Source organism: Streptomyces sp. NPDC058864 (genome assembly GCF_042742985.1).
GTDB lineage: Bacteria > Actinomycetota > Actinomycetes > Streptomycetales > Streptomycetaceae > Actinacidiphila.
The window spans coordinates 1-12,237 of the sequence record NZ_JBHYMQ010000007.1 but is presented as its reverse complement, the minus strand read 5'-3'; the positions used below and the strand labels follow the sequence as shown (position 1 = coordinate 12,237).

Genomic DNA, 12,237 nt, shown 5'->3' with positions numbered 1-12,237 from the left:
GATTAGGTCACATCCCGGGGGCGGTTCGATTGCGACTTGTGTCTCGAACGGGTGTCCGAGGGGCTGCCGGGGCTGGAGGGGCCCGGCCCTAGGGGCCCGTTACGACAGGCGCTCGATGACCATGGCCATGCCCTGGCCGCCGCCGACGCACATGGTCTCCAGGCCGAACTGCTTGTCGTGCCACTGGAGCGAGTTGATCAGCGTGGTGGTGATGCGGGCGCCCGTCATGCCGAAGGGGTGGCCGACCGCGATGGCGCCGCCGTTGACGTTGAGCTTGTCGATGTCGACGCCCAGGTCCCGGTAGGACGGGATGACCTGCGCCGCGAAGGCCTCGTTGATCTCGACCAGGTCGATGTCGTCGATGGTCAGCCCGGCCCGCTTCAGGGCCTGGCGGGACGCCTCGACCGGGCCGTAGCCCATGATCTCGGGGGACAGCCCCGAGACGCCGGTGGAGACCACCCGGGCGAGCGGGGTGATGCCGAGCTCGCGCGCCTTGGTGTCGCTCATGATCACCAGCGCTGCGGCGCCGTCGTTCAGCGGGCAGCAGTTGCCGGCGGTGACGGTGCCGTCGGGGCGGAAGACCGGCTTCAGGCCCTGCACGGCCTCCAGGGTGACCCCGGCGCGCGGGCCGTCGTCCTTGGCGACGACCGTGCCGTCGGGCAGCGTCACCGGGGTGATCTCGCGCTCCCAGAAGCCCTTCCTGATGGCCTCCTCGGCCAGGTTCTGCGAGCGGACGCCGAACTCGTCCTGGTCGGCGCGGGTGATCCCCTTGACGGCCGCCAGGTTCTCCGCGGTCTGGCCCATCGCGATGTACGCGTCCGGGACCAGCCCGTCCGCGCGCGGGTCGTGCCATTCGCCCCCGCCCTGCGCGGCGCGGGCCGCGGTGCGGGCCTCGGCCTCGGCGAAGACCGGGTTGTGGGTGCCGGGCATGCCGTCGGAGCTGCCGTTGACGAACCGGGACACGGTCTCGACGCCGGCCGAGATGAAGACGTCGCCCTCGCCCGCCTTGATGGCGTGCAGCGCCATCCGGGTCGTCTGCAGCGAGGAGGAGCAGTAGCGCGTGACCGTGCAGCCCGGGAGGTGGTCCATGCCCATCTGCACGGCCACGATGCGGCCCAGGTTGTGGCCCTGCTCGCCGCCGGGCAGACCGCAGCCCAGCATCAGGTCGTCGATCTCGCGCGGGTCGAGCTGCGGCACCTTGGCGAGGGCCGCCTGGATGATCGTGGCAGTCAGGTCGTCCGGGCGCAGGTCCTTCAGGGACCCCTTGACGGCCCGGCCGATGGGCGAACGGGCGGCAGAGACGATCACGGCTTCGGGCATCGCGACTCCTCGACGAGGCGGCGGGGTACGGCTGGGACTCTCTGGGAAGTTACCTGTACGTAGCGGAGGGAGTCACGGCTCGGGGGCTGTGACGCGGACCTCTTTCTGAGCGCTTGCTTAGTCCATGATGGCGCATCCTCGTGGCGAACGCGCCCCCCGTGCGATGCTGGGCCGGTGAATCCGGACGACCTGGTACGGCTGCGGCGCGCCCGCGACGCGATGGACCGCGACTACGCGGACCCCCTCGACGTCACGGCGCTGGCCCACGTGGCGCTGATGTCCCCCGGCCACTTCTCGCGCAGTTTCCGGGCCGCGTTCGGCGAGACCCCGTACAGCTACCTCATGACGCGCCGGATCGAACGCGCCAAGGCCCTGCTCCGGCGCGGCGACCTGACGGTCACCGAGGTCTGCTTCGCGGTGGGCTGCACCTCGCTCGGGTCCTTCAGCTCGCGCTTCACCGAGCTCGTCGGGGAGACCCCGAGCGCCTACCGCGCCCGCGACCACGAGCCGGGCGCGCCGATCCCCGCGTGCATCGCGAAGCGGTACACCAGGCCCGTCAGGAACAAGGAAGCGAAGCCCGCCGCGCGGGCCTAGCGTGGTCCGCATGGACATCACGCTGTCACAGTGCTTCATCGCCGTCGACGACCACGACAAGGCGCTGCCCTTCTACCGCGACGTCCTCGGCCTCGAGGTCCGCAACGACGTGGGGTTCGAGGGCATGCGCTGGGTGACGGTCGGCTCGCCCGACCAGCCCGGCGTGGAGATCGTCCTCGAACCCCCGCTGGCGGACCCCAGCGCCTCCGAGGCGGACAAGCGGGCCATGAGCGAGCTCCTGGCCAAGGGCATGCTGCGCGGGGTCATCTTCTCCACCAGCGACGTCGACGCCACCTTCGAACGCATCCGCGACGCGGGTGGCGAGGTGCTGCAGGAGCCCATGGACCAGCCCTACGGCGTCCGTGACTGCGCCTTCCGCGACCCCTCCGGCAACCTGCTCCGCTTCAACCAGCGCAAGGCCGGCTGACGCCGGCGGCCTCCGGGAGGAGCGGGTCGTCCGGGGCCGGTTCCCCGGCGGTCGTCCTGCGACGGTCGTGAGGCGGGGTGACGCGCGGCCCGGGCGTGGCGCCGATGGTCGCGTTCCGGGCGGTCCTGCGGCGCGGTCCGCTCCCTGCTCACGCAGGTGGCTCGGGCCCTGCCCCTGCGGTGGCCGCTGGTCCGGGGTCCGGCCGGGTGGGTGGGAGACGGCCCGCCGCAGACGCGGCGGACCCGCGGACGGCGACGGACACCGCCGCCGGCCGGGGGACCCGCTCCCGCCGGGAGGCGCTGGGTCTGGGCGGTCTCGGCCGCCCCGACGGCGCCCCCGGTGCGTGGGCTGCGCGTCCGACGGCGGACCGCCCCTGCGGTGGCCGCTGGTCCGGGGTCCGGGCGGGTGGGTGGGAGACGGCCTGCCGCAGGCGCGGCGGACCCGCGGACGGCGACGGGCACCGCCGCCGCCCGGGGACCCGCCCCCGCCCTCGGTACTGCGGGCCGCTCGTCCGACGCCGCACCGCCTCCGCGATGGGTACCCCTGCGGGTGGGTGGGAGACGGCCTGCCGCAGGCGCGGCCGACCCGCGGACGGCGACGGGCACCGCCGCCGCCCGGGGACCCGCTCCCGCCGGGAGGCGCTAGTTCTGGGCGGCCTCGGCCGCCGCCGTGGCGGCCGGTTCGGTCGCGTCGGGGAGGCGGCGCCGGCGGCGGCGCTTGAGCAGGGCCCAGCGGCCGCGGGGGCCGGAGACCGTGCCTGCGGCCGCGGTGACCTCGGTGCCGGCCTCGCCCGCGGCTTCCGCGGCGGCCTGGGCCACCGGGAGGAAGCCCTCGCCGCGCCGGGCGTCGGGGCGCTCGTCCTCCTCGGGCCACAACCCGACGGCGGAGCAGAGGGTCGGCAGCATCGCCATGGCCGCGGTCGCGTACCCCTCGGCCGACGGGTGGTAGTTGTCCGGGCCGAACATCTCGCGGGGGCGGGACTCGAACTCGGGCCCGAGCAGATCGCCCAGGGACACGGTGCGGCCGCCGAGGCCGACCACCGCGATGGTCTGCGCCGCCGCGAGCTGGCGGCTCAGCCGGCGGGCGATCCAGCGCAGCGGCTGGTAGACCGGCTCGATCGTGCCCAGGTCGGGGCAGGTCCCGACGATCACCTCGCAGCCGGCCTCGCGCAGCCGCCGCACCGCGTCGGACAGCAGCCGCACCGACACGGTCAGCGGCATCCGCCGGGTCACGTCGTTCGCCCCGATCATGATCACGCACAGATCGGGCGCGGTACCGGGACCGGGCCCCAGCAGAAGATCGACCTGGCGGGCCAGGTCGTCGGACTGCGCGCCGGGATTGGCCACGTTGACCATCCGCACCGGCCGTTCCGCCACCGCCGCCACCCCGGAGGCCAGCAGCGCGCCGGGGGTCTGGCTCGCCCGGTGCACCCCCTGGCCCGCCGCCGTGGAGTCGCCCACGAGGGCCAGCACGATCGGCCGCTCGTCGGTGCTCAGCGCGAAGGCGGCGCCGTAGACGCCGTCCGCACGGGGCGGGACGGCGTCGGAGCCGCCCACGGCCCTGCGGGCGAGCGCGCCCTCGGTGAGCAGCAGGCCGACCGCGGCGCCGCCCAGCAGCCCGATGCCGCCTCCTCCGTACGCGGCGGCCGTAGCGATCCGCCGCGCCACCCTTGCCCTGGACAACGTCCACCTCCCGCGCCGGGTGTGCGGACCCCCGTGGCCCGACCCGTACAACGATTTGTTGCCCCGTCCGATGCCCGCCGCAACCGCGCGGCGGCCCGGACTCAGGTCAGCCGCTGCTGCGCGACGAACCAGGCGAGCTGGGTGCGGTTGGCGGTTCCGGTGGACTCCATCAGGGACCGGATCCTGCGCTGCAGCGTGCGCAGGGATATCCCGAGCTGGGAGGCGATCGCCTTGTCGGGCAGCCCGGACATCAGCAGCGAGAGCAGTTGCTCGTCCAGTTCGGGGGAGCCGGGGAACTCCGGGTCCTCCTCGGTCTCGCCGGGCGAGGGCATGCGCAGCGGCGTGCCGCGCAGCCAGCGGTCCTCGAAGAGCTCCAGCAGCGCGTCCACCAGCACGGAGGGGTGGAGCAGCAGCAGCCCGGCGGAGGAGACCACGGACCGGTCGCGGCCCCCGGACAGCGGCAGCAGCGCCCGCTCGGCGTCGACGATCATCAGCTTCATCGGCACGCTCGGCGCCGCCCGGGCCAGTTCGCCCGGCTCGACGAAGCCCGGCATGTCCGCCGCCCCGGGGTAGACCAGGGCCGTCGTCTCGTACAGCGAGCGGTACTCCACCCCGGCGGTCAGCCGGTCCTTCTGGACGACGTTGCCCGCCGCGGCGACGTACGGCGGCCGCACGAAGGTCAGTACCTCCTTACGGGCCTCGCGCTGCAGCTGTTCGATCATGTGCTGCTGCTCCGCCTCGCCGTGGATCACCTCGGCGATCCCGCCCGGCATCACCGGCTCGGCCGGTCGCGCCGGGCGTACGGCGGCGAGGGCCGTGAGCCGTTCCCGCACGGAGGCGAGGCCGGACTCCACGGCCGCCAGACCGCTGAGGGCGGCCAGGTAGTCGGCGTTGCCCGTGCCCGCGTCGGCGGTGCCCGGGTGCTTCTCGTCAGGCATTGCTCACCCCCCGGTTGTACAAGCCCGGTGTCGTAACTGCGACGTGTCGTGATCGCGCCACGGTGTGACTCTACAACCGGACCTTCCGGGGCGTACGTAACACCAATGTGAAGCGTGCGACGGACGGTCCCCGCGCGGGCCGCCCCCTGCCGGAAAACCGCTTACCCTGGCCTCACAATCACGGAGAACCCGGAGACAATGGTGCAGTTCCACGACTCGATGATCAGCCTCGTCGGCAACACCCCGCTGGTGAGGCTCAACAGCGTGACGGCAGGAATCCAGGCGACCGTCCTGGCCAAGGTCGAGTACTTCAACCCCGGCGGTTCGGTCAAGGACCGCATCGCGCTGCGGATGATCGAGGCCGCGGAGAAGAGCGGCGAGCTCAAGCCCGGCGGCACGATCGTGGAGCCCACCTCGGGCAACACGGGCGTGGGCCTGGCGATCGTGGCCCAGCAGAAGGGCTACCACTGCATCTTCGTCTGCCCTGACAAGGTCTCCGCGGACAAGATCAACGTCATGCGGGCCTACGGCGCCGAGGTCGTGGTCTGCCCCACCGCCGTGGACCCCGAGCACCCGGACTCGTACTACAACGTCTCCGACCGGCTGGTGCGCGAGACCCCGAACGCCTGGAAGCCGGACCAGTACAGCAACCCCAACAACCCCGCCTCGCACTACCACTCCACCGGCCCGGAGCTGTGGGAGCAGACCGAGGGGAAGATCACGCACTTCGTGGCGGGCGTCGGCACCGGCGGCACGATCTCCGGCACCGGCCGCTACCTGAAGGACGCCTCTGACGGCCGGGTGAAGGTCATCGGCGCCGACCCCGAGGGCTCCGTCTACAGCGGCGGCTCCGGCCGCCCGTACCTGGTCGAGGGCGTCGGTGAGGACTTCTGGCCCACCGCCTACGACCGCACCGTCGCGGACGAGATCGTCCCGGTCTCCGACAAGGACTCCTTCCAGATGACCCGCCGCCTCGCCAAGGAGGAGGGCCTGCTCGTCGGCGGCTCCTGCGGCATGGCGGTCGTCGCGGCGCTCCGCGTGGCCGAGCGGCTCGGCCCGGACGACGTGGTGGTCGTGCTGCTGCCGGACTCCGGCCGCGGCTACCTCTCTAAGATCTTCAACGACGAGTGGATGGCCGACTACGGCTTCCTGGAGGAGGGCACCGGCCAGGCCCGCGTCTCCGACGTGCTGGACCGCAAGGACGGCGGCATCCCGCATCTGGTGCACATGCACCCCGAGGAGACCGTCGGCCAGGCCATCGAGGTGCTGCGCGAGTACGGCGTCTCGCAGATGCCGATCGTGAAGCCGGGCGCCGGCCACCCCGACGTCATGGCCGCCGAGGTCATCGGCTCCGTCGTGGAGCGGGAGCTGCTCGACGCGCTGTTCACCAAGCGCGCCACCCTGGACGACCCGCTGGAGCGGCACATGAGCGCGCCGCTGCCGCAGGTGGGCTCCGGCGAGCCGGTCGGCGACCTGATGGCCGTGCTGGGCTCGGCCGACGCGGCGATCGTGCTGGTCGAGGGCAAGCCGACGGGCGTGGTCAGCCGCCAGGACCTGCTCGCCTTCCTCGCGGAAGAGTCCAAGTAGGGGCGGGCCGCCAGGGTTCGCGGAAGTGGTACACCCGCGTCACGTGGCCGCAGCACGCGCTTAACACGGCTACGGCACATTGGTGGATGTCGGCGGACGGCACACCGGTCGCCCGGCCGACACCACGGATGTGGCGCCAAGGACCTCCGGAGCGGCTCCCGGACCTCCATGGTGACCCCAGGACGTGTGGCCCGGCCCTGATCCGGCCCGCGTCCCTCGCGGGGACCGCCGTCGTCCCGCCCCCCGGGTGACCGGGGGTGCGGCGGTTCCCGCGCAATCTGTGGAAGAGCGGTCCGCGCCCCCGCGCGGGCCGCTCTTCTGGTTGAGTGGCCGCCGTGATCAGCGCACAGACGTTCGCAGCCGTCGAGGAGTCCATACGCACCGCGGCCGACGAGGAGGCGCTCGCCCGCTTCGGCCGTCTCGCCGAGGGCGACGTCGACGAGAAGAAGGGCCCGCTGGACCTCGTCACGGTCGCCGACCGCCGTATCGAGGAACGCCTCACCCGTACGCTCACCCGCCTGCTGCCGGGCTCCGCCGTCATCGGCGAGGAGGCCGTGCACGCCGACCCCGCGCTCCTCGGGGCGCTGCTGGGCGACGATCCGGTCTGGATCGTCGACCCGGTCGACGGCACCTCCAACTTCGTCCGCGGCGACTCCTCGTTCGTCACCCAGGTCGCCCTCGCCGCCCGCGGTGAGCTGCTCGCCTCCTGGACGTACCGGCCCGTCGACGGGGTCCTCGCCACTGCCCGGCGCGGCGAGGGCGCCTACGCCGGGGGCCTGCCGCTGCGACTGGCCGCCGGCCGCGCGCAGGACCCGGACGAGGTGCTCCTGGTGGCCGGCGCCCGGCCCGCGCACCTCACCGCCGACCAGCACCGGCGGCTGTACGAGCTGGGGGCGGCGCACGGCATCAAACCCTGGGCGAGCGGTTCCGCCGGCTGCGACTACCTCGACGTCGCGCTTGGACGGCTCGACGCGGCCACCTACGCCTACGACAACCCCTGGGACCACTCCGCGGGCATTCTGCTGGTCGCCGAGGCGGGCGGCACGGTGCTGGGCGCGGACGGGCTGCCGTTCCGGATGGCCGCAGGGCCGCTGCCCTTCGCCGCGGCGCGCGACGAGGGCACGGCCCGCCGCGTCGTGGGCCTGCTCACCGCGTAGCGGCGCCGGACCCGGGGCCCGCGCCGCAGCGCGCGCGTGCGCCCCGCCGAGCGCCACGGGGCCAGGGCCGCCGGGGGCGGTCGTCTCCCCGCTGCGACGTCTTTCGGGTGACGGGGTTATCCACAACCTGCGGGCGGTCCACAGGATCCGAGCAAGATCATCTTGTGGGCGGCGTTCCGCCTACCGTCTTCGGCATGAGATCGACCACCGCAACTCCTCGCCGTCGCAGGCATCCGTCCGCCACCGTGGCCGCCGCGGCGTCCGCGGCGACCACGAGCGCGGCCACGGCTGCCCCCACCGCGCTCCGCGAAGGTCCTCCCACGATTCCCGGGTGGCGCGGGGACCGGGCGCGCGGGCGGGCACCCGCGGGGGTGTCCCGGCCCCGGCGGGGACCGCCCGCCGTCGGGCCGTCAGTCCTCCCAGGCGTCCTGGTCCTTGGCGCGGCGCGGCGCACCGCTTCGCTCGTGGAGGAGCCACCCCAGCGAATGGGCCGCGTTGACGGCGACGATGCCGACCCAGGCCACGAGCAGCCCGGGCAGGTCGGCCTTGTCGGCCGCGATGGCCGACAGCGGGATGGCCATGATCAGGGAGAACGCCCCGAAGCCGTAGCGGGCGCCGAAACGGCCGCCGCCATGGCCGCGCGTCTCCGGGCCGACCCGGCGCCCGGCGCGGGCGAACGCCGTCTGGCTCTCGGCCAGTTCGCGACGCACCTGCCGTTCGACCTGGGAGTCGATGCGCCGGTCCATCTTCTCCAGGAAGGAGTCGATGAGGGCCGACTCGTACTCCTCCCCCAGGTCCTTGCGCGCCTGGATGGTGGCGGCGAATTCCTTCTTGAGCTCTGGGTCACGGGCGTCCATGACGCCACCGTACGGACCGGCCGGTCCCGTGGCACTGGGGGAAACCCCCGAACCTTCCCGGAGGTCGCCCCAGTAGGGTCGTCCCGTGACCGGACACGCGCCGCGCCTGCTGACCGCCCTCCACCACGCCCCGTCCGACCGCCCCGACGCGGTCACCGTCGACGGACGCACCTGCTCACGCGAGGAACTGCTCGGCGCGGCGGGCGCCTTCGCGGCACGCGTCGCGGGTGCCCCGGCGGTCGCGGTGCACGCGACGCCGTCCCTGGAGACGGTCGCGGCGGTCGTCGGCGGCCTGCTGGCGGGCGTCCCGGTCGTCCCGGTGCCGCCCGACGCGGGCCCGGCCGAGCGCGACCACATCCTGCGCGACTCCGGGGCCGTGCGGGAGCCCCCGGCCGTCCTCACCGAGCGCCGGTCCTGGGACGGCCCCGAGCCGGACCCGGACACCACGGCCCTCGTCCTGTACACCTCGGGCACCACCGGGGCGCCCAAGGGCGTGCTCGTCCCGCGCCGCGCGGTCGCCGCCGACCTGGACGCCCTCGCCGGGGCCTGGGAGTGGACGCCGGAGGACACCCTCGTCCACGGGCTGCCGCTGTTCCACGTGCACGGTCTGGTGCTCGGCGTGCTCGGCGCGCTGCGCACCGGGAGCCGCCTGGTCCACACCGGCCGCCCGACGCCGCAGGCGTACGCGGCGGCCGGCGGCAGCCTGTACTTCGGGGTGCCGACCGTCTGGGGCCGGGTCGCGGCGGACCCGGAGGCCGCCAGGGCGCTGAGCGGCGCCCGGCTGCTGGTCTCCGGCAGCGCGCCGCTGCCGGCGCCGGTCTTCCGCGACCTGGAGGCACTGACCGGGCAGCGGCCGGTCGAGCGCTACGGCATGACGGAGACCCTGATCACGCTGAGCACCAGGGCGGCCGGTGAGCGGCGCCCCGGCTCCGTGGGGCTGCCGCTGCCGGGGATCCGCACCCGGATCGCCGCCGAGCCGGGCGCGGAGATCGGCGAGCTCCAGCTCACCGGGCCCACCCTCTTCGACGGCTACCTCGGAAGGCCGGAGGCGACCGCGGCCTCGTACACCGAGGACGGCTGGTTCCGCACCGGTGACATCGCGGCGATCGAACCGGACGGCATGCACCGGATCGTCGGCCGGGCGTCCACCGACCTGATCAAGTCCGGCGGCTACCGGATCGGCGCGGGCGAGGTGGAGAACGCCCTGCTGGACCACCCCGCGGTGCGCGAGGCGGCGGTGGTGGGCGCCCCGCACGCCGACCTCGGCCAGGAGATCGTGGCCTACGTGGTGGCGGACGGGGTCGGCGAACGCGAGCTGATCGACTTCGTGGCCGGGCACCTCTCGGTGCACAAGCGCCCCCGTAAGGTCCGCTTCCTGACCGAACTGCCGCGCAACGCGATGGGCAAACCGCAGAAGAAGCTGCTGCCGCCCGCGTGAGCCGGGGCGCCTTGCCCTCCTGCATAGAATCATGCAGAGTCTTCGGCACATGAATGGCCGAGCGGAGAGGGTGCCATGGCCACCGAGAACGGCACCGGAGCCGACGGGACCGACACCGCGTCGGCGCGCCTGGTGAAGCTGTTCGAAGCGCACCGGCTCACCCCCACCCAGCGCCGCATCGCCCACTGCCTCGTCCGCCGGGCCGCCGACGCGCCCTTCCTGTCCAGCGTCGAGGTCGCCGAACTGGCCGGGGTCAGCCAGCCCTCCGTGACCCGCTTCGCCGTCGCGCTCGGCTTCGACGGCTACCCCGCGCTCCGCCGCCACCTGCGCGAGGTCGCCCCCGCCGCGGCCCCCGGGCGGCAGCCGGCCGGGGACACGTACAACGAGTACCAGGAAGCGGTGCAGGCCGAGATCGAGAACCTGCGGCACCTCGCCGCGCTGCTCGCCGACCCGGCCCCCGTCGCCCGGGCGGGCGCCCTGCTCGCCGCGTCCCGGCCGCTGCCCGTGCTGGGGCTGCGCGCCGCGGCCGCCCAGGCCCGGGGCTTCGGCTACTTCGCGGCCAAGGTGCACCCCGACGTCCGCCTCCTCGACGAGGGCGGCAGCATGCTCGCCGACCGCGTCGACGCGGCCGTGCGGGCCGGGGCGAGCGCCCTGCTGTGCTTCGCGCTGCCCCGGCACCCGCGCGAGGTGGTCGAGGCGCTGGAGTACGCCCGCTCCGCCGGGCTCACCGTCGTCACCGTCGCCGACAGCGCCTTCGCGCCGGTCGCCGCGCACTCCGACGTCCTCCTCCCGGCGGCCGTCGGCACGGGCCTCGCCTTCGACACCGCGTGCGCGCCGATGCTGCTCGGGCGGGTGCTGCTGGAGGCCATGTGCGACGGGCTGCCGGACGCGCAGGCGCGGCTGGAGGAGTTCGACACCAAGGCCGCGGCGCAGGGCCTGTTCGTGGAGTGACCGCTCCCCGGCCCGGGGTCAGGCACGCACCCCGTCGTGCTCCACGAGCAGATGGCGGGGACCGCGCAGCACCGGGCTGCGGCGGTACGGGGGCGGGTCGTCCACCAGGCGGAGGCCGTCCAGGTCGCGCATCAGGGCCGTGAGGGCGATCTGCGCCTCCAGCCGGGCGAGCGGCGCCCCGAAGCAGCTGTGGACGCCGCTACCGAAGCCCAGGTGCTGGTTGTCCGTGCGCCGCGGGTCGAACCGGTCGGGGTCGCGGAACCGCTGCGGATCGCGGCTGCCGGAGGCGAGCACCAGGATCAGCGGCGCCCCCTTGGGCACGGTGACCCCCGCGACCTCGACGTCCACCAGCGGGGTGCGCTGGGGCAGCATCTGCACGGGCGGCTCGAACCGCAGCAGTTCCTCCACCGCCCGCGGCATCAGGCCCGGTTCGCTGCGCAGCAGCTCCAGCTGGTCGGGCCGGCGCAGCAGGGTGAGCATGCCGTTGGTGATCAGGTTGACGGTGGTCTCGTGGCCGGCGACGAGCAGCAGCACCGAGGTGACCATCAGCTCGATCCGGTTCAGCCCGCCGGCCGGGTCCGGATCGTTGACGAACGCCGACAGCAGGTCGTCGGAGGGCTTGCCGCGCCGCCCCTCGGCGAGCCCGCCCAGGTAGACCCCCATCGCCCGGCGGGCCTCGGTGGCGGCCCGGGTGCGCTCGGCGGGGTCCTCGTCGGGGTTGAGGTCCAGTCCGCCGACGATCGCGTCCGACCAGCCGCGGAACTTCGGCTCGTCCTCCCGGGGCACGCCCAGCAGCCGGCAGATCACGGTGACGGGGAGCGGGTAGGCGAAGTCGTCGACGACGTCGATGCGCTGCTTGTCCCGGAGCCCGGCGACGAGGCCGTCGGCGATGCGGACGATCTCACCGTGCATGGCGTCGACCCGTCCGGGGGTGTGCGGCGGGCCGAAGGGCCGCATCGTGGTGCGGCGGAGCCGGTCGTGCTCGGGGTCGTCCAGGCCGATGAAGGACGGCGCCAGTTCCCCGGCCAGCCGGACCTCCTCCGGGTCGCTGCGGTGGCGCCGGTCGGAGCTGATCCGCGGGTCGTGGAGCAGGGCCGTGATCTCGTGGTACGTGCCGACGAGGTAGCTGCCGTCCTCCTGCGGCGCCACCTTGCTCTCGCGGAGTTCGGCGTAGAGCGGGTACGGATCGGGCCGGCTGGCGTAGTCGGTGATCCTCCGGAACAGCGTGTCCGCAGCCATGCGCGGGGGCTCCTCGTCGTCGTGGGCCGCGGCGTCCTGCCGCGGCC

The 12,237-nt window shown here is 74.2% G+C and carries 11 protein-coding genes; 6 read left to right on the top strand and 5 right to left on the bottom strand.

Annotation, left to right across the window (positions count from 1 at the left end; all coding sequences use genetic code 11):
- Positions 1-99: 99 nt before the first annotated feature.
- Positions 100-1,320: an acetyl-CoA C-acetyltransferase gene (locus tag ACFW3D_RS07810; RefSeq protein WP_500502576.1), complete on the bottom strand. Its 1,221-nt coding sequence runs from the start codon at positions 1,318-1,320 to the stop codon at positions 100-102.
- Between the two features lie 174 nt (positions 1,321-1,494).
- On the opposite strand from ACFW3D_RS07810, the gene ACFW3D_RS07805 reads away from it, so the two are divergent.
- Both ACFW3D_RS07805 and ACFW3D_RS07800 read left to right on the top strand, forming a co-directional pair.
- Positions 1,495-1,914, top strand: coding sequence for a helix-turn-helix transcriptional regulator (locus tag ACFW3D_RS07805; protein WP_500502574.1), 420 nt, complete (start codon positions 1,495-1,497; stop codon positions 1,912-1,914).
- 10 nt (positions 1,915-1,924) lie between these two features.
- Positions 1,925-2,341 carry a VOC family protein gene (locus ACFW3D_RS07800; protein ID WP_500502572.1) on the top strand — a complete coding sequence of 139 codons (417 nt, stop codon included), beginning with the start codon at positions 1,925-1,927 and terminating at the stop codon, positions 2,339-2,341.
- A 641-nt stretch (positions 2,342-2,982) separates the two neighbouring features.
- Here the strand turns inward: ACFW3D_RS07800 and ACFW3D_RS07795 are convergent.
- Both ACFW3D_RS07795 and ACFW3D_RS07790 read right to left on the bottom strand, forming a co-directional pair.
- On the bottom strand, positions 2,983-4,023 hold the full coding sequence (locus tag ACFW3D_RS07795) for an SGNH/GDSL hydrolase family protein (protein WP_500502571.1): 1,041 nt from the start codon (positions 4,021-4,023) through the stop codon (positions 2,983-2,985).
- Between the two features lie 101 nt (positions 4,024-4,124).
- Positions 4,125-4,961, bottom strand: a complete 837-nt coding sequence (locus ACFW3D_RS07790; RefSeq protein WP_500502569.1) for a helix-turn-helix transcriptional regulator — start codon at positions 4,959-4,961, stop codon at positions 4,125-4,127.
- A 201-nt stretch (positions 4,962-5,162) separates the two neighbouring features.
- On the opposite strand from ACFW3D_RS07790, the gene ACFW3D_RS07785 reads away from it, so the two are divergent.
- Both ACFW3D_RS07785 and ACFW3D_RS07780 read left to right on the top strand, forming a co-directional pair.
- Positions 5,163-6,548, top strand: coding sequence for a cystathionine beta-synthase (locus ACFW3D_RS07785; protein WP_500502896.1), 1,386 nt, complete (start codon positions 5,163-5,165; stop codon positions 6,546-6,548).
- 335 nt (positions 6,549-6,883) lie between these two features.
- Positions 6,884-7,705: an inositol monophosphatase family protein gene (locus ACFW3D_RS07780; RefSeq protein WP_500502567.1), complete on the top strand. Its 822-nt coding sequence runs from the start codon at positions 6,884-6,886 to the stop codon at positions 7,703-7,705.
- A 410-nt stretch (positions 7,706-8,115) separates the two neighbouring features.
- Here ACFW3D_RS07780 and ACFW3D_RS07775 read toward each other — a convergent pair whose 3' ends face one another.
- On the bottom strand, positions 8,116-8,562 hold the full coding sequence (locus ACFW3D_RS07775; protein ID WP_500502565.1) for a hypothetical protein: 447 nt from the start codon (positions 8,560-8,562) through the stop codon (positions 8,116-8,118).
- Between the two features lie 85 nt (positions 8,563-8,647).
- Between ACFW3D_RS07775 and ACFW3D_RS07770 the strand changes: the two genes are divergently transcribed.
- Complete coding sequence (locus ACFW3D_RS07770; RefSeq protein ID WP_500502563.1) at positions 8,648-10,000, top strand: acyl-CoA synthetase; 1,353 nt, start codon at positions 8,648-8,650, stop codon at positions 9,998-10,000.
- A 75-nt stretch (positions 10,001-10,075) separates the two neighbouring features.
- Positions 10,076-10,951 carry a MurR/RpiR family transcriptional regulator gene (locus ACFW3D_RS07765; RefSeq protein ID WP_500502561.1) on the top strand — a complete coding sequence of 292 codons (876 nt, stop codon included), beginning with the start codon at positions 10,076-10,078 and terminating at the stop codon, positions 10,949-10,951.
- 18 nt (positions 10,952-10,969) lie between these two features.
- Here the strand turns inward: ACFW3D_RS07765 and ACFW3D_RS07760 are convergent, their stop codons facing one another.
- Positions 10,970-12,190 carry a cytochrome P450 gene (locus ACFW3D_RS07760; protein ID WP_500502894.1) on the bottom strand — a complete coding sequence of 407 codons (1,221 nt, stop codon included), beginning with the start codon at positions 12,188-12,190 and terminating at the stop codon, positions 10,970-10,972.
- Positions 12,191-12,237 lie beyond the last annotated feature (47 nt).